The sequence below is a fragment of the Gammaproteobacteria bacterium genome, from assembly GCA_013697705.1.
Lineage (GTDB): Bacteria > Pseudomonadota > Gammaproteobacteria > UBA6002 > UBA6002 > UBA6002.
On sequence record JACCWJ010000005.1, the window covers coordinates 89,833 to 108,109 of the forward strand.

16 protein-coding genes are annotated in these 18,277 nt (G+C 41.8%); 3 read left to right on the forward strand and 13 right to left on the reverse strand.

Going from position 1 to position 18,277, the window contains the following annotated elements:
• Positions 1-26 precede the first annotated feature (26 nt).
• The 7 genes from mrdA to H0U71_02030 form a co-directional block, all read right to left on the reverse strand.
• Positions 27-1,955 (reverse strand): penicillin-binding protein 2, encoded by a 1,929-nt coding sequence (mrdA, locus tag H0U71_02000; GenBank protein MBA2653822.1) that lies wholly within the window; start codon positions 1,953-1,955, stop codon positions 27-29.
• A 2-nt stretch (positions 1,956-1,957) separates the two neighbouring features.
• Positions 1,958-2,395, reverse strand: coding sequence for a 23S rRNA (pseudouridine(1915)-N(3))-methyltransferase RlmH (gene rlmH, locus H0U71_02005; protein ID MBA2653823.1), 438 nt, complete (start codon positions 2,393-2,395; stop codon positions 1,958-1,960).
• A gap of 22 nt (positions 2,396-2,417) precedes the next feature.
• Positions 2,418-2,765 (reverse strand): ribosome silencing factor, encoded by a 348-nt coding sequence (gene rsfS, locus H0U71_02010; protein ID MBA2653824.1) that lies wholly within the window; start codon positions 2,763-2,765, stop codon positions 2,418-2,420.
• Between the two features lie 97 nt (positions 2,766-2,862).
• The gene (nadD, locus tag H0U71_02015; GenBank protein MBA2653825.1) at positions 2,863-3,507 is read right to left on the reverse strand and encodes a nicotinate-nucleotide adenylyltransferase; all 645 of its coding nucleotides are present in this window, start codon (positions 3,505-3,507) and stop codon (positions 2,863-2,865) included.
• A complete protein-coding gene (gene holA / locus H0U71_02020; protein ID MBA2653826.1) occupies positions 3,504-4,547 on the reverse strand; it encodes a DNA polymerase III subunit delta in 1,044 nt (347 codons plus the stop codon). Before holA ends, nadD begins: the two co-directional genes overlap by 4 nt.
• Positions 4,548-4,566: 19 nt before the next feature.
• Positions 4,567-5,067 carry a hypothetical protein gene (locus tag H0U71_02025; GenBank protein ID MBA2653827.1) on the reverse strand — a complete coding sequence of 167 codons (501 nt, stop codon included), beginning with the start codon at positions 5,065-5,067 and terminating at the stop codon, positions 4,567-4,569.
• A 26-nt stretch (positions 5,068-5,093) separates the two neighbouring features.
• Positions 5,094-7,559, reverse strand: coding sequence for a leucine--tRNA ligase (locus H0U71_02030; protein ID MBA2653828.1), 2,466 nt, complete (start codon positions 7,557-7,559; stop codon positions 5,094-5,096).
• 164 nt (positions 7,560-7,723) lie between these two features.
• Between H0U71_02030 and H0U71_02035 the strand changes: the two genes are divergently transcribed.
• Together H0U71_02035 and H0U71_02040 are read left to right on the forward strand one after the other, a co-directional pair.
• Positions 7,724-8,251, forward strand: a complete 528-nt coding sequence (locus H0U71_02035) for a hypothetical protein (GenBank protein MBA2653829.1) — start codon at positions 7,724-7,726, stop codon at positions 8,249-8,251.
• Positions 8,252-8,397: 146 nt separating this feature from the next.
• Positions 8,398-9,705, forward strand: coding sequence for a DNA-binding domain-containing protein (locus H0U71_02040; GenBank protein MBA2653830.1), 1,308 nt, complete (start codon positions 8,398-8,400; stop codon positions 9,703-9,705).
• Positions 9,706-9,707: 2 nt separating this feature from the next.
• Here the strand turns inward: H0U71_02040 and lnt are convergent, their stop codons facing one another.
• From lnt to H0U71_02070, 6 genes are all read right to left on the reverse strand, one after another.
• Positions 9,708-11,228 carry an apolipoprotein N-acyltransferase gene (lnt, locus tag H0U71_02045; GenBank protein MBA2653831.1) on the reverse strand — a complete coding sequence of 507 codons (1,521 nt, stop codon included), beginning with the start codon at positions 11,226-11,228 and terminating at the stop codon, positions 9,708-9,710.
• Between the two features lie 66 nt (positions 11,229-11,294).
• A complete protein-coding gene (locus tag H0U71_02050; protein ID MBA2653832.1) occupies positions 11,295-12,128 on the reverse strand; it encodes a CBS domain-containing protein in 834 nt (277 codons plus the stop codon).
• A gap of 41 nt (positions 12,129-12,169) precedes the next feature.
• Positions 12,170-12,610 (reverse strand): rRNA maturation RNase YbeY, encoded by a 441-nt coding sequence (gene ybeY / locus H0U71_02055; protein ID MBA2653833.1) that lies wholly within the window; start codon positions 12,608-12,610, stop codon positions 12,170-12,172.
• A complete protein-coding gene (locus H0U71_02060; protein MBA2653834.1) occupies positions 12,607-13,542 on the reverse strand; it encodes a PhoH family protein in 936 nt (311 codons plus the stop codon). The genes ybeY and H0U71_02060 overlap by 4 nt, the downstream gene beginning before the upstream one ends.
• 132 nt (positions 13,543-13,674) lie before the next feature.
• Positions 13,675-14,997 carry a tRNA (N6-isopentenyl adenosine(37)-C2)-methylthiotransferase MiaB gene (gene miaB / locus H0U71_02065; GenBank protein ID MBA2653835.1) on the reverse strand — a complete coding sequence of 441 codons (1,323 nt, stop codon included), beginning with the start codon at positions 14,995-14,997 and terminating at the stop codon, positions 13,675-13,677.
• 4 nt (positions 14,998-15,001) lie between these two features.
• Positions 15,002-16,300, reverse strand: a complete 1,299-nt coding sequence (locus tag H0U71_02070; GenBank protein MBA2653836.1) for an MFS transporter — start codon at positions 16,298-16,300, stop codon at positions 15,002-15,004.
• Positions 16,301-16,584: 284 nt separating this feature from the next.
• On the opposite strand from H0U71_02070, the gene H0U71_02075 reads away from it, so the two are divergent.
• Positions 16,585-18,234: a CTP synthase gene (locus H0U71_02075; GenBank protein MBA2653837.1), complete on the forward strand. Its 1,650-nt coding sequence runs from the start codon at positions 16,585-16,587 to the stop codon at positions 18,232-18,234.
• The last annotated feature ends 43 nt before the right edge of the window (positions 18,235-18,277 follow it).

Consider the following 18,277-nt stretch of genomic DNA (forward strand, 5'->3'; position numbering starts at 1 on the left):
AACCTCTAATTTAGGAAGCCAACCGGCTAATCAGCTCCAGCTTGATCTGCATTTTCATCTGGAGGCGGCCCATCGCTGCCATCGATCGCATAGGGTTTAACTTCAGGTAATCCAAATTGATGGGTCATGCCAAAATAATAATCAAAAATAGCACGGGCAACCCTAGGAGCCAGGGTGCTGTTCTCAACAACAACAGCGAGTGCAATTTGCGGGTCATCAATTGGCGCAAAAGCAATAAATAATTTGTGGTTTCGCAAATGCTTAGGCAATGCAGCATCTCCGCCATGAGTGTTTTCACCCAAAATTTTAACTAACTGCGCGGTTCCCGTTTTAGCCGCAATCGTATACGGAGTATTTGCAAAAGCGACTGCAGCTGTTCCTTGGGGAGAAGAGGTTACTTCACCCATTGCCTTAATAATTATGTCCCAGTTTTTTGGATTCTTGAGAATAACAGGCGGCTCTGGAATAGGCTTGATTTCTTCAACTGTGCCATCAGGTTTTACGAGTTTTAATAATAGGCGAGGGCGGTAACGTTTGCCGCGATTCGCTAGCGTTGCAGCTCCTTGGGCGAGTTGCAGAGGGGTTGCTAACATATATCCTTGCCCAATGCCTGCAGCAACGGTATCACCCACATACCATTTGGAACGAAGACGCTTCATCTTCCACTCAGGGGAAGGCACTAAACCGGCCAGCTCTTCACCAAGATCAATACCGGTGAGTTGTCCAAAACCAAATTTACGCAGATAGTCATACATCCTGATGACACCTAGCTTAACCGCTAACCCGTAAAAAAACACATCACATGAAACTGTAATAGCCTTGGGTAAATTTACTACGCCATGGCCACCCTTGCGCCAATCTCGGTAGACATGATGTACTCCGGCCATACCAAAATATCCCGGATCTCTAATACTGTATCCTGGACCCACTATACCCGAATCTAAACCCGCAATTGCAAGATAGGGCTTGATAGTAGAAGCAAAAGGATAAACGCCTCGGACCGCGCGATTATATAAGGGCTTATCGGGAGAATTGCGCAGCTCCTTGTAATGTTTTGGATCAATACCAATAACAAACGGATTGGGGTCATACCCAGGAGCGCTGACTAACGCTAACACTTCACCGGTCTGAGGTTTGATGATAACCACCGCGCCTTTCTCGTCACCTAAGATTTTTTCTACAGCGAGTTGTAACCGGCTGTCGATGGAGAGATAAATATTATCGCCTCTTATGGGAGCATATTGGTTCAATGTGCGGACAAAACGTCCATTCGCGTCTACTTCGACCTGTTGATAACCCACCTTACCATGTAGTTCTTTCTCATAATATTTTTCTACTCCGAGTTTGCCCATAGAGCTTGACCCAGCATAATTGGTTTGGTCGATTTGTTTCATTTCTTGTTCGTTTATCCTAGCGACATACCCCAATATGCTGACAAACTCTTTGCCATAGGGATAGCGGCGGAACATTCCTGCATTGACAGTCACGCCCGGAAAGCGATATTGATTTACATAGAAGCGCGCGACTTCCTCTTCTGACATTTTTACTTTGAGTGTGACGGGTTGAAAGGGGCGGTTTTGTTTTAATTCTTTGCGAAAGCGCTTCATGTCTTCTGGCGGTATCTCAATAAGTTCTTTGATTTGACCCACCATTTTTTCAAGATCAGGGACATGGTCTGGCGTGACGACCAAGTTGAAAATAGGCACATTTTCAGCAATTATGAGCCCATTTCTATCCATAATTAGCCCGCGATTGGGCTCTACGGGTATTAAGCTCAACTGGTTTTGATTTGAAAGCGTGGTGTACACATCGTGATTAACGACTTGTAAAAAAAATAACCGTCCTATTAACCCCGCAGAGGCTAATAATATAAAAATAACAAGTATGATTACTCGTCGACTAAATAGATGGGTCTCTCGATAGTTGTTTTTAATAGTGTCACGTTTTCGCGTCATAATTAATTTCTATGATAAGGATGATGTGAAAGAATGCTCCAGGCTCTATAGAGTTGTTCTGCAACAATGACTCTCACGAGTGGATGAGGAAACGTGAGTAATGACAAGGACCATTTTTTATTTGCGCGGTCCAGACAAGATTGGGTTAAACCTTCTGGTCCGCCAATCAGTAAAGAAATGGATTGGCCTTGCTCGCGCCATTGTTGTAAATGTGAGGCGAGCTGGGGTGTATCCCATTGCTGACCTTTAACGTCGAGTGCGATAACAAAACTGCTCGGAGGAATAGCAGCTAACATTTGTTCACCTTCTTGGCGCACTGCTCGAGTGACATCAGAGGCATTGCCTCTTTTAAGGGCAGGCAATTCAATAAGTTCCAATTTAAAATCAGGAGGCATGCGCCTTGCATACTCGTTAAATCCCTCTTCGATCCATTTTGGCATTTTTTTGCCGACTGCAATTAAGCTAATCACCTTCTTCTCGTGCTTTTAAAGTCACATTCCATAATTTTTCTAAACTATAAAATTTACGAATTTCAGGCAACATAATATGGATGACTATGCTACCCAGGTCAACTAGAAGCCATTCATTTTGATTTTCTCCCTCAACACCGAGTGGCTGCAATCCTTGAGATTTTACCTTGGTGACAACATGATCACCCAGTGCATGGGCATGTCGTTTTGAGTTAGCACTGGAAATCACCATCCAATCAGTGACGGTGGTTAGGTCGTGTACATCTAAGCTGACAATTTCCTCAGCCTTGTTATCTTCCAGCGTTTGCACGACGAGATTTAATAAATCGGTTGTTTCCATGTTGTTCCTGGTAATTATTTTGTTTGCAGATCTTATCGTGTATTTTTCATTTCAGCAAAAATAAATTGTCTATCTCCTATGTTGGCAAGATTATTTTTTAGTCGTTGCGATATAAATCATGCTGATGGATGTAGTCTGCAACTTTGCGAGGGACTAATGCAGTAATGTCTTCATTGTTTTTGATTTTTTGTCGGATTGAAGTCGCTGAAATAGGGCAAGGAGGAATCGCCAAAAATAGGATGGATCCCGCTAAATGTGTGCGGATATCATTTGGATTTTGGGTTTCATGTTTTGCAAGTAAGGGATGAGGATGGAGTTTGAATGGAAAATGGGGACGATTAATAATTATTAAGTGAGCATATTCCAGTAGCTCCTGCCATTTTTTCCATGTGATGATATTTTGATAAGCATCCGCTCCCAGAATTAAACAAAGGGGGTGAAGAGGAAAATCCTCACGAAGAGAGATAAGGCTGTCAATCATATAGGAAGGACTTTTACGTCGAATCTCACGTTCATCTAATGATAACGACGACGATTCCAGTGCTAATTTTATCATTGCAACACGATCGTTAACGATGCTCTCAGGTTCAGGACGATGTACTGGAAGGTAGCAAGGCATAAATTTAATGGTGTTGACGGATGTAGCGTCTATTATCGACGCTGCTATTTGCAGATGACCATTGTGGATCGGATCAAACGTTCCTCCCAAAATACCAAGTGGGTCAGCTATTTTATTCGTCATAGGCACATTCGCTCGGGCGAGGAAGTTATGAGTGATAGTTGTTGGTGTCCCCCTAAACCTAATGCTAGGGTTTCAAGTGCACTCCACACATTCCCTGCCGTCACCCCTTTAATAATATGGTCAATTCTTTCGGCCTGTAAGAGTAATGTATGTAGTGATTTAGGCGTATGTAGGGAGATCATTTTTTTTACGGACGGTTGTCTTTTTTCCCAAATTTGATGTTTTTTCACCAATGTTGCCCAAGGAGATTTATTTTTTAAATCGCCTATAATGGCGCTGAGACTCCGTATTTCTCGGGAGAGGGCCCATAATAGCAGGGTGGGTTCGACAGCCTCAGCTTTTAATTTGCGGATAGAACGGAGGATGCGGGAAGCATTTCCTTGTTCAATAATATCAATGCAACTAAAGATATCAAATCGTGCATTATCTGTAGTTGCATTTATGAGATCTTCTAATTTAATCGCGCCTTCAAAAATTAATTTTAATTTTTCTATTTCTTGTGCCAGGGCGAGTAAGTTTCCTTCGGTTTGATCTACTAAAAATTGCAGGCCTGCTTGATCACAATTTAGATTGTTTGCACGTAAACGATGTAATGCCCATTGCTTAAACTGTGCACTGTCAAGGGGCCATATGGTAACGATCGCCCCTATTTTATTGATGGCTTCCGCCCACCCAGAGCGTTGTGTTGCACTCTCTAATTTATCAGTAGTGATTAGTAAAATTTTATTAGGATCATGGTTTTCTAAAAACTGAGTAAAAAGTTTGCTTCCGGCAGCATTGGGTTTTTGATTTAACTTTATTTCGGTACACACTTTGTCGCTAAATAAAGAATAGGTATTGTTTGATTCTACGAACATTGACCAATCAAAATCTTTATTGACTTCATAACGTTGCACCTCTGAAAATCCCTGACTTTTTGCTTTACTGCGGATAAGCTCTCTAGCTTCTTGCACCAGAAAAAGCTCATTGCCCGTTATTAGGTAAACGGGCAATAAGTTGCTTTTTAAATGCATAGGCAATTGTTGATAGGAAAATTTCATATTCTATTCACATCGTTTTTTAATGGGTAGCAGCACAAAAAAGGCTTGGCGAATTCAATATATTAATGATCATGTGGGCCGCCTCCATCTGCATTTCTTGTTGCAATATCGCTAATTGATTGGTTGCTTCTAAGGCCGTCCCTGCATTCACAATCAGGGATTTACTGGTGAGCACACATTTTTGTGGAATCAACACGCAATGACTTTCATTCAGTACTTCAAAGGTGACTTGATAATAATACACATACACACGTGCTTGGTTACTACCTCCAATGGTAGGAACATCTTGATAAAAAGCAGTGGAAATTATATGTAGCACAATAGGGGCAGGGTTTCGGGTAATGTTTACTCCTAACCTTATTAAGGTTCTTCGAAGCGTTGATTCAAAATCAGCGTACGGCATAGGAGAGTCAATTTGAATGCAATGTAAGTTGGGCGATAAGGCATGTTGATTTCGTAAATGAAAACCACAGCCGCTCATTAGAACGGTGGCAACTACTGTGATAATCCATTTGATCATTTATTATCTCTTTTGAAACAGGTTACTTATAAAACTATATTAACCAGTTTATTCGGCACAATAATAATTTTCTTAAATTGTTTTTCATCTAAGAATTTTTGGATATGAGGATTCATCAATGCGGTTTCTTCAATCGTTTTTTTATCAGCGTCAATGGGAATGCTAATTTCTCCTCGAAGCTTACCATTCACTTGTACCACCATATTAATGGTGTCTGTTTTTAGGGCGCGATTATCAACTTTTGGCCATGATGCTTTGGAGATATCTGTACCATAATTGAGTTCTCGCCATAAATGATGAGAGAAATGGGGGGTTATTGGAGAAAGTAGTCGCAAAAGAATGCTAATGCCTTCATGCACTAACAAAACTGAATTTTTATCTTGAGAGGGCACTTCAGTCAAAATATTAAATAACTTCATACAAGCGGATACGACGGTATTAAGCTGTATCCGTTCCATATCATGGTTAGCTTGTTTTAAAACACTGTGAATTTGTTTCCGAATATCTTTTTGTTCTTGTGAAAGTTGCTGCACATCGATATGGGTGTCTCTTGGGTGATACATCCGTAGTGCTGTTTTGATCTCTTCCACAAACACATATATTCTGCGTAAAAAGCGATGGGCGCCTTCTACTCCGCTCGCTGACCATTCGAGTGATTGTTCAGGAGGGGCGGCAAAAATGGTGAATAAACGAACCGTATCTGCTCCATATTGTTGTATCCACGCAGTCGGGGACACCACATTCCCTTTAGATTTCGACATTTTAGCGCCATCTTTTAATACCATTCCCTGGGTCAATAGCTTGGTGAAAGGCTCGTCAGTATTGAGTATTTCTTCATCACGTAACAATTTGTGAACGAATCGGGCATACAGTAAATGTAAAATGGCGTGTTCTATACCACCCACATATTGATCTACCGGTGTCCAGTAACGGGCGCGATCATCTAGCATGGCTTGGTTTTGATCGAATGAACAGTAACGCGCATAATACCAGGAAGATTGCATAAAAGTGTCAAATGTATCGGTTTCTCGCCTTGCAGGTTCTCCGCAATGGGGACACGTCGTGGCATAGAAACTTTCAAGAGAAGCAAGCGGGGACCCTGTTCCTTGAGGAACCACATCCTCTGGTAATATAACGGGCAAATCATGCTCGGGAACTGGCACAGTGCCGCAAGAATCACAATAAATAATTGGGATGGGGGCGCCCCAATAACGTTGTCGAGAAATTCCCCAATCTCTTAGTCGGTAGTGCGTTACTTTCTGGCCTATTCCTACGGACTCTACATGCGCTGCAATGGCACTAAATGCTTCTTCAGAAGACAGTCCAGTGAATTGTTCTGAATCCACTAATATGCCGGGTTCGGTAAAGGCTTCTTTACTATAGTCCCACGAAAGTGTTAGGGGACGAATCACAGGTTTTACGGGTAGGTTATATTTTTGAGCGAACTCAAAATCACGTTGATCATGCGCAGGTACCGCCATAATGGCACCCGATCCATATTCCATTAACACGAAGTTGGCAATATAAATAGGTAAGGTTTGACCAGTGATGGGATGAATTGCATGAAAAGACGTAGCAATTCCTCGTTTCTCCATCGTAGCCAATTCTGCTTCCGCTACTTTTATATTTTTACATTGCTCTATAAAATCAGCAATTTCGGGGTCTTCCTGGGAGGCCAAATGGGAAAGAGGATGCTCTGGGGCAAGCGCTAAATAGGAGACGCCCAATAAAGTGTCCGGCCTGGTGGTGAATACGGTTAGCTGTTGAGTAGGATCTTCTTTTACGGAGAATCGCAGCTCAATGCCCTTTGATTTACCAATCCAATTACGTTGCATAGTACGCACTTGGTCGGGCCACCCTTCTAATTTATCGAGTCCGGTCAGAAGTTCTTCGGCATAATCGGTAATTCTTAAGAACCACTGTTGAATTTCTTTACGTTCTACTAATGCTCCAGATCGCCATCCTCGCCCATTAACCACCTGCTCATTGGCAAGCACGGTATTGTCAACTGGGTCCCAATTCACGAATGATTTTTTTTTATATGCCATGCCTTTTTTAAATAATTTTACAAACAGCCACTGTTCCCAGCGATAATAATCGGGATGACAGGTAGCAATTTCCCGTTTCCAGTCAATGGCAAAGCCAAGCCGTTTAAATTGAGCGCGCATATCATCAATATTTTGGTAAGTCCACGCGGCAGGGGGGAGTTTGTTTTTTATCGCGGCATTTTCGGCAGGTAAGCCAAATGCATCCCAACCCATGGGCTGTAGCACATTTTTTCCAAGCATACGCTGGTAGCGGGAGATAACATCCCCAATGGTATAATTACGCACATGCCCCATATGGAGCTCGCCGCTGGGGTAGGGCAGCATCGATAAGCAATAGTATTTTTCGGTATTTAAATCTTCTCTTACTTCAAAAGTATGGTGAAATGCCCAATAATCTTGCGCTTCCTGTTCAATAGAATTTGGATCGTAGTCATTTTTTGACATAATTTCACTCAAGTGGTCACGAGACCGTAAAGAATACCTTAGTAATAAAAATTCTCAACTCGTGTTTTATTGGTTGGGGAATTTTGATAGTATCACCTTTCTTCATCATATTAAAATTAACAGTTTTATTCAGCTCCTACTCTTGAATCAACAAGGATTATCAAATGAGTGAAAGCAGGGTAAGTGAAAATTATCTGCTGGAAGCAAAGATTTCTTTTTTAATTATAAGTTTTATTGTTTGTATTATATCAGTCACAGTGCAGCAGGATATCTGGCCTTTTTTACAAACCACCCTCCCGTTTTTAGAATTTAATAAAGCCTGGTCAATCGGGAGTATTATTTTTGGGGGCGTAATACCTTTAATCTGGCTTTATCTGGATTGGTTAAATAAACCCATCCGATACAGTCTTCTCTCTATAATAATCATGTTCATTTTGCAAGTTACGACAGAATTTTGTGTTAGTTATTATTTTTTTGCCTCCATGGTTGTGCCGACTTCAATTCTTTATATCAGCTATAGGCTAGTTCAACTTTCAACACTTCATCGTATGCTGTATAAAACGACTTTCGTCAGTTGGAAAGATAGATCCTTAAGATTAGGCCTGCTGAGCGCGAGTTTAATATTCTGGAGCCTACTGTGGGTTAGATTAACCTTCCTCATTTTCCCCAAAATTATTTACGATATTTTTTAGGATTTTATTCTTCTCCTGAGAGAAGTGTGATGGACTTTATTGAGTATAAAAGGGTAGAATTAATCGCAAAGCTGGTATATTTTACCCAATTCTCATTAAATAACATGCATTTTATGTAAAATGGATTTTTATCATTAAGAGGGCTTATGGTCACTATATTCTCAAAACCGGGTATGCATAGAGCAAAATCGCAGAGCACGAAATCGTACAGTGAGGCGACAGTATTTCCCGTACTGTCCATTGAAAACCTATTGCCCGAGATTGAAAAAAATCATTATTTAAACAAAGTCCAAGAAATAGTCACGCTCTCAGATGAGTATTTTAAGATTTTTTATGAAAACTTAATTGAAAACTTTGCTCTATTCGTCCAAGTTTTACCAGAAGTCTACGGAGAAGAATTAGGAGGATTGTTAAATGATGGCTTGCGTAGAGCCTTGCTTGCAATTCGTCTATTGCACGAGAACCGTGATCCAAAGCCACATCCCTTATTTGTGTTTGCAGTTTTCAGCATCGCTTTATTGGCTGACGTAGGTCAAATCTTGCGCTATCGGGTCATGATTTCTGATGAAAATGGTGTTTTCTTGGATGATTGGTATCCTTTTTTAGGTTCGATGCCTGATTTTGGCGAATTTTATAAGCTTCGACCCTATGAGGAGACTCCGCAATCATTAGTGCGAGGAGCTACCCCCATCATCGCAAGACAATTATTGAATGAAACCTCAATTACGTGGCTTTCCTCTAATAACCAAATATTTGACATGTGGCTTTCCTTCCTAAATAAGGGAGAGGATTGGGCTGGGGGTTTAGCCAAAATTCTGAAGATTGACCCTAAGGAACTCCTAAGTCGAAAAGCAGAAGTTATTGGCATTATCCCTCTGGATATTAAAACTTTCGATCCGATGGGGACTGATTTAGGTGAGAAATTTTTAGCGTGGTTAAAAAAAGGGCTAGACGATGGCTCCATTAGTTACAATGAGGCTAACTCTACCGTCCATGTCGTTAAAACCAATGAATTAGATCTCAGTGTCTTTCTTCAAAGCCCCGAACTTTTCCAGCAATTTTGTAATATTTACGCGAAGACTCGGGATTGGATTGTGGTTTCTAAGCAATTTAATCTGTTGGGCTTAACCAAATTGAGTGGTAGTGATGTTAAATTTGAACAGTTTTTTTCTGACACTCAAGAGGCAAAGACCGGTAAGTTAGGGTTTCTCTCGAGTGAAAAAGGCAATAAAAGTTTTAGTCAATCTCAGCTGGCTAGCGCAAATCATCTTAAAGAAGGTCTTGTGATTAAAGACGCAAAAATGCTATTTGGCGCAAAAGTACCTCCCGTTAGCCAATTTGTTCGCGAAATAGAAATGCGGTGGGGATTAGATAACGTTATGCCTAAGGCACGTAATTCTCAAGGGGCCAACTCAAATACCCAAGCGCCACCAGAGAATAGGTTAAAGATATAGAGCTATTTTTCTCGTGAAGAGAGGGGGGGGTGATACCCCGAGGGGGCGATTCTTCTTAAGTATTGCCACACACCTAGCAAGAAGGTTATCCCCATCACTGCGATGAGGGGATACAATTTCCATATCATCCAAGGTGTTTCCCCGCGCATAGCTTGAACCTGCGCCGAAATTTCACCCTCTTTAAAAGCCGGCAAAGTCTTAATGACTTCACCCTTAGCATTGATAATACCGGTAATGCCAGTATTGCTACTGAATAATAAATAACGCCCTGTTTCAATAGCTCGCATCTGCGCCATTTGTAAATGTTGTTCTGAGGCATTAGACCGACCAAACCAACTATCATCCGTGATCGTAAGCAACAATTGTGCTTGAGGAAGGAAAGTCAAAAACTCTAAGGGATAAGCGACCTCGTAACAAATATAAGGAGCGATCGCGATACCATTCGCTATTAAAGGCCGTTGTTCTTTTTCGCCCGGAATAAAATTGGACATCGGAATATCAAAGGCTTCGAGCATAAATCCGTAGAAAGGTTTTAAAGGTGTATATTCTCCAAATGGCACGAGGTGGCGTTTGTGATAAATACCGGTACCGTTACCTATGGCAATCATCCCATTAAATGCTTTGTCGGGTTCAACAATGGGTATGCCGGTAATAAGGGTAGTGTTATGTGTTTTCGCAACCTCCCCTAACTGTTCGAGATATTCTGTCATTTTATAAAGAGGTAAGGTGATCGCCGCTTCCGGCCAGATGATAATATCACTCGACCAGTGACGTTCGGTGTATTTATTATAAATGGCTAAGGTTCGCGCAAGCTGGGTTGGGATCCATTTCAAGTCTTGATCCACATTCCCTTGAATTAAGGTCACTGTGAGTGGTTTCCCTGCAGGGTCAGTCCAATGGATAGTGGCAAGAAAGCCTCCACTAAGGAATAATCCGCATAACAAAACTACCCCAGATACTCTAACCTTGATTGCTTTATTTTTGAAAAGATACACGATGAGGCCTGCGCCAAAGGTAATCAATAGCGATACCCCATAAACGCTTAACAGTGTGGCCCATCCTCGAAGTAAGGTATTGGTTTGACTATAGCCTAATAATAACCACGGAAAACCGGTAAACAGCCAGGTGCGTAGCAGCTCAAAAAAAACCCAGCTACAGGGGAAAAGGCAGAGTATTTTAAAATAGTCATTCTGGGGGTGAAATTTGTTTAGGCAGTAACCCTGGAAAGCAAAAAAAAGCGACAAATAAGCCACAAAAATCCCGGTAATGAAAACGGCTAAAGGGATGGGGGCTTGTCCAAACACATGAATACTGATATAGACCCATGAAATGCCTACTCCGAAGAATCCAAGACCGAATACAAAACCGCGCCTAAAAGCTTCTCTAGGAGAAGAATCAAGCCAGATATAGAGCAAAATCATGGGAGACAAAAAGGCGATCGGCGATAAATAAAAGGGTGCAAATGCAAATGGCAGAATCATCCCTGCTACAAGTAGCACTACATCTAATAGATATCGTTTCAAAATAACCCCTTAAGCTACCGCATCTCTGCGCGTTCTTGCTGAGTTCAAATTAGCGCTGAATAATTACTATTTTTTCAACAGTGAGACCCGTAAAAGTCGAATGCGCCTATTATCAGCATGAAGCACTTTAAACTGACAGTTATCAATTTGAATACTATCGCCTTTCTTAGGCAGTTTACCAAACTTCTGCATTACTACGCCCCCAATAGTATCAAAATTATCCGCACTAAAATTAGTATCAAAATATTCGTTAAATTTTTCAATGGGGGTCAGTGCTTTAACAGTGTAGAGATTTTCGTTAAGTTTGCGAATATAAGTACTTATGTCTTCTATATCGTATTCGTCTTCGATTTCGCCGACAATTTGTTCGAGAACATCTTCAATGGTAACCAACCCAGAAATACCCCCATATTCATCCACCACAATAGCCATATGATTTCTATTAAGGCGAAATTCTTTTAGGAGCACATTAAGGCGTTTGCTTTCGGGTATAAAAATGGCGGGACGTAAAATCGTGCGAATATTAAAATTTTCTTCACCAGTAAAGGCAAATTTGAGTAGTTCTTTAGCGAGCAATACCCCGGTAATTTCATCTCTGTTTTCACCGATAACGGGAAATCTGGAATGCTGCGATTCTATTATAATAGGTAAAAACTGTCGGGGATGAGCATCTTGGTCCACTACCACCATTTGCGAGCGGGGGACCATGATGTCTCTCACCTGTATTTCTGAAACTTGGAGCACCCCCTCGATCATCATTAAGGCGTCATTGTCGAGAACGTCTTTACTGGCGGCGAGACGAAGTAATTCCATGATTTCCTGTCTATCTTGAGGCTCTTTATGAATAAGAGAGCTCAAACGATCTAACCAAGACTTATGGGTAGAATTGTTTTCATTCATTGATAGACGGGCTCCTAATTAACGTAGATGTAAATATTGGGTTATTCATAAGGATTTGATATGCCTAAACTAGAAAGTATGGCGATCTCTCGCTCTTCCATAATTTTAGCGTCTTCAACCTCTATATGGTCATAGCCTTGTAAATGCAAGGTGCCGTGTACCGTTAAATGTGCCCAGTGAGCACGAGGAGGTTTATTTTGAGCGAGCGCTTCCTTCATAACAATAGGGGCGCAGATAACAAGGTCGCCATGTAATAACGTATCAACTTGAGTGCTAAAGGGAAACGACAACACATTTGTGGGGCCGCTTTTTTTCCTATAAGTTTGATTAAGTTGTTCGCTCTCTGGCTCATCTACGATGCGCAAAGTGATTTCTGCAGCATGGCTTTCCAATGCTGCAGTTGTCCAGCTGAGGAGGTCCTCAGCGGACGGTATATCACTTTGTGCAGATTCTATTTGAATATCTATTTCCAAATTTGTCATTGGCGTTCGTGACTGTCGTAAGCTTTAACTATTTCTTGCACCAAGGGATGTCTAACAACATCTTGTGCTTGAAAGAAAGTGAAGGTAATTTCATCGATATCTTTTAACACAGTGATGACATGTCTTAAACCTGAATAGACATTTTTAGGTAAATCGACTTGGGTAATATCGCCTGTAATAACTGCTTTAGATCCGAAGCCAATACGGGTCAAAAACATCTTCATTTGTTCTTTTGTCGTATTTTGACTTTCATCTAAAATGATAAAGGCATCATTAAGGGTTCGCCCTCGCATAAATGCCAGCGGGGCAATTTCTATAATATTTTTTTCAATTAATTTATTGACGGTTTCAATACCAATCATTTCATATAGGGCATCATACAAAGGCCTTAAATAGGGGTCAACTTTTTGCGCCATACCCCCGGGTAAGAACCCCAGTTTTTCACCTGCTTCCACCGCAGGTCTGACGAGGACGATTCTTCTTACCGTACCATTTTCCAGCGCGGCAACTGCACACGCTACAGCCAAATATGTTTTCCCGGTGCCGGAAGGTCCAATGCCAAAATTAATATCATGTTCCATTATATTTTTAAGATAATAATACTGGTTTGGGCTGCGAGGAATAATAGTCATTTGCTTGGTTTTGATCGTTGCCTTGTCAAAATCTAGCTGAGATTTTCGTCTTTCGACTTCATTCGAAGCGGTTTGAAGCAGTAAGTAGATTTTGGTCGCATTTACGCTTTCTTTGGCGCTGGTTGACTCATATAATTTCTGCAGGACTTCTTCTGCCGTTTGGATGGAATTTCGAGGACCAATTATCTGGAAGACGTTCCCTCGATTGTTAATTTCAACCCCTAGGTAGCTTTCAATCTGTCTAAGATGTTCATCAAATTGGCCACATAGGTCCGCAAGACGCCTATTGTCAAAAGGCATCAAAGTAACTTTACTCAATTCGGGTGATATATTCAAAATGCTTACCTTAAATTGCAGGATTGGGTTCCTCCTATCTATTAGAATAGCAGAACGCAGAGGCTCTTGCACAATCCCAGTAGGTAATCCCGATTCTCATGTTATTAAATTTCCGCGTAAGGAATTGGGAAGGGCTTCGGTAATTATAATCTTGATCACGGTGCCGATTAAACTCTTGTCTCCCGAAAAATTGATCACGCGATTGTTTTCTGTGCGCCCAGAAAGGGCCATGTCATCTTTTTTAGAGGTTCCGGTGACTAACACCTGCTGGACGGTGCCCACCATTTCCTCGCTGATGCGCAAGGCATTTAATTTTATGCGATTTTGTAATACGGTGAGTCGCTGTTTTTTAGTCTCTTGCGTTACATTATCAGGAAGTTGCGCAGCTGGCGTTCCCGGACGTTTGCTATAGATAAAACTGTAAGAATGGTCGAAGCCTATTTCGTGAATTAAGTTCATCGTTGCGGTGAAGTCTTCTTCAGTTTCTCCCGGAAAACCTACTATAAAATCCGATGAAATACTGATGTCAGGTCGCACTTGTCTTAGCTTGCGAATTTTCGATTTATATTCCAACACAGTGTAATTTCTTTTCATTGCTGTGAGCACTCTGTCGGAGCCGCTTTGTACGGGTAAATGTAAATGATTGGCCAATTTGGGCTCTATAGCAAATGCAGCGATGAGATTATCTGAAAATGCCGTGGGGTGAGAAGTCGTAAAACGAATACGAGCAACCGAATCAATGGCCGCAATGTAGTGAATTAATCGCGCAAGGTCCACTATTTCGCCTGTATGAGTCAACCCTTGATAATCATTCACATTTTGACCTAAAAGATGAATTTCGCGTACGCCTTGCTCGCTTAATTGTGCCACCTCTGCTAAGACGTCATCAAATGGGCGACTTATTTCTTCACCGCGCGTGTAGGGCACAATGCAATAACTGCAATACTTGCTACAACCTTCCATTATAGAAACATAAGCACAAGGCCCGTCTGCGCGAGGGGCGGGGAGGTTGTCAAATTTTTCAATTTCGGGAAAAGAGATATCTACTATCGAGCGATGGTCTTGTTGTACCTTGCTGATCATGTCCGGTAGGCGATGTAATGTCTGAGGGCCGAAGACCAGGTCAACATAAGGAGCCGCTTTAATGATTGCGGCCCCTTCTTGACTGGCAACGCATCCTCCGACACCAATAATAATTTCCGGGCGCTTCTTCTTGAGTTTATGATAGCGTCCTAACTCGGAGCGCATTTTATCCTCGGCTCTTTCACGTACCGAGCAGGTGTTAATTAAAATGACGTCCGCCTCTTCTGCAAGGTCAGTGACTTCCAATGAATGTGAGGCATGTAATACATCCGCCATTTTACCGGAATCGTATTCATTCATTTGACAGCCATACGTTTTTATAAATAATTTTTTCATCGCATCAATTCCTGGAACGGGGTAAGACAGAATTACAATAAGTTTCTTTTACAAAAGGCAGTATCAAGAGCGAAACTCCAATACAAAATGGAATAGTCAACAGTGCAAAATGATAATCATTAACAGAATATTGACGGATACCATTTTCCATTTCACCCTGCCATTGTAGGTCAAGCAGAAAGCCAATAAAAGGCTGTGCCAATGCCGCTCCTAGACTATTTAATGTATTCACAAAGCCAAGGGCGGTAGCACTGGCTTCGGGAGAGTTTATCTCTCTTGCAATGGAGAAAGCCGGTAAAAATCCACTGGAAAAAAATCCAAATCCGAAGAGAAGTCCACCCATCAATGATAACGGAAGATGGGGTACATACAATATTAATAGAATACTGGTTAGCGCACCTATACTGCCAATCGCCAAGGGGCGACGTCTTCTGCGAATTCTATCAGATAACCATCCAAATAAAGGTGCCCCCACAGCCCAACCAATGAAAATGAGAGAGATGAAAAATGCTGCAGTCGTTTTGGGGATTTGATAGAACCTCATCAAAAAAGGAACTCCCCAGAGACCTGCAAAGGCGGGAGTAGGAAGATACATCAGGCCGCCGTAAAGAGACACGATCCACATTTGTTTATTATGAATTATATGCCTAAGTCCGGCCCAAAAACCTTGGTGTCTTAAGGAGTCATTTCCCAGGGGGGGGATCTGGCGATCCCGTACCACTGACCAGATAATAACGGACAACCCTAACCCAATAAATCCAAATAAAATAAGGGTTTCTCGCCAACCGAGCTTATTAGTCAGTAATGAAAGAGGTGCTTCTCCGCCAAAGGCCCCTAGCATCCCTATGGTGACCATTAAACCCGTAGTGAGAGCAAATCGATTTAGGGGAAGCCACGTGGCAGCGATATGCATGCAACTGACTGCCGCAAATGCGGAGCCAATCCCGATGAGAAAGCGGCCCATAGCGGCCAACGCAAAGACATGCGCTGTCCCAAATAAAAGGGCACCGAATGCGCAACAAATAGTCGCTAGTGTTAGCAGTCGTCTTGGACCAAATCGATCCAATAAAATACCTACTGGGATTTGCATTAAGGTATAGGCATAAAGGTAAAACCCAGTGAGAAGCCCCAATACCGAAGCGCCTACCGAAAAATCACGCATAATTTCTTGTGTCATTATGCTCGGGGAAACTTGAAGGCAAAATTCATAGCAATAGAAGAGTGCACCTAGTCCCCACATGAACCACGGGCGGACGCTAGCTTTTTGAGCTGATAGTGAGGAATTTAGATTGTTTGGCTTCATTTAATTTATTTTATGGTTTGAAAGGCAAAGTTGAGCATTATGCCAGTAATTCTGCTCAACTTCTATCTTTGTACTTCCAACCATTTATGCGTTTGGACACGTGCGCTTTAACTAGGGACGACCTGGAAGAGCGTTTGGCGAGTGACTCGTTATTCTTGGGGGATGACCGGCTCGTTAGAATGACTAAGGCTAAACATTTGGAACATTTGGTTGTCAATTGATTTTGGAGTGGTACAATTAAACCCCGTTTTTATGAAAAAATTCATCTACACACCGGAAATTTTATGACTAAATATATATTTGTAACGGGCGGTGTTGTTTCCTCTTTAGGTAAAGGTATTGCTTCTGCTTCTCTTGGCGCGATTCTTGAGGCGCGCGGCCTAAACATTACTCTTATCAAACTCGATCCTTACATTAATGTTGATCCTGGAACAATGAGCCCCTTTCAGCATGGCGAAGTATTTGTAACGGCCGATGGTGCTGAGACAGATCTCGATCTTGGCCATTATGAGCGTTTTGTCCGCACTACTATGTCTCAAAGAAATAATTTCACTACAGGGCGTGTTTATGCGGATGTTATTCGCAAAGAACGACGTGGAGATTATTTAGGGGCAACCATTCAAGTAATTCCGCATATTACAGACGAAATTAAACAGAAAATACGCCATGGCGCGGATGATGTTGATGTAGCGTTGGTGGAAATAGGCGGTACCGTAGGGGATATCGAATCACTTCCTTTTTTAGAAGCAATTCGCCAAATGCGAATGGAGCTGGGCAGTCAAAATACTTTATTCTTACATCTAACGCTGCTGCCTTATATTCCAACTGTGGGTGAAATGAAGACTAAGCCTACTCAACATTCCGTTAAAGAATTACGTTCAATTGGTATCCAGCCTGATATTTTAATTTGTCGGTCCGATCGACCCTTACCTGCTGCAGAAAAATCAAAAATTGCCTTATTCACTAATGTGGAAGAACGTGGGGTTATATCGCTCGCTGATGCTAAATATATTTATGAAGTTCCTCTCCTATTATGTCAGGAAGGATTAGGAGATCTCGTGGTGGAAAAATTACACCTCACGACCCGTGATCCTGATCTGAGTGAATGGCAATGGGTTGTCGATTCCATGAAACACCCTAAAGCAGAAGTCACCATTGCAATGGTAGGTAAATATACAGAATTAACTGACTCTTATAAGTCATTATCTGAGTCCCTATGTCATGCAGGAATTCAAACCAGTACTCGGGTAAATATCGCCTATGTTGATGCTGAAGAAATAGAAGAGAAAGGTGTTCAGATTTTGCACCAAGCGGATGCTATCTTAGTACCCGGTGGTTTTGGTTCACGCGGTTGCGAGGGGAAAATTCTCGCAGCTCAATATGCGAGAGAAAATAAAATTCCCTTTCTCGGTATCTGTTTAGGAATGCAAATAGCCATCATAGAATTTGCGCGCCATAAGTTAAACTTGGACAAAGCGAATAGTACTGAATTTAATTCTTCCACCCCTTACCCCGTCATTGCACTGGTGACCGAATGGATGACCAGTACCGGCAATGTGCAAAAGAGAAATGACCAATCAGATTTAGGAGGCACTATGCGCCTCGGCGCTCAAGTATGCCATTTAACAGCGCAAACTCTGGCGGCTAAAATTTATGGGACTGATTCAATTTCTGAAAGACATCGCCATCGTTTCGAAGTGAATAACCAATATGTACATGATCTAGAGAAAGCGGGGCTAACTATTTCAGGACGTTCAGCTGATAAGAGCTTGGTTGAAATGATCGAGATATCTGATCATCCTTGGTTTATCGGTTGTCAATTTCATCCTGAATTTCGTTCCACGCCCCGAGATGGACATCCTTTATTTAGCAGTTTTATTGAAGCGGCGAAAGAATTTAAGAGACTAGGATGTGTCTCCTCAGAACTGGCATGAGTCATTATTTGCAGGTAGACTTCAGTCTTTTTAAACTCCCCAA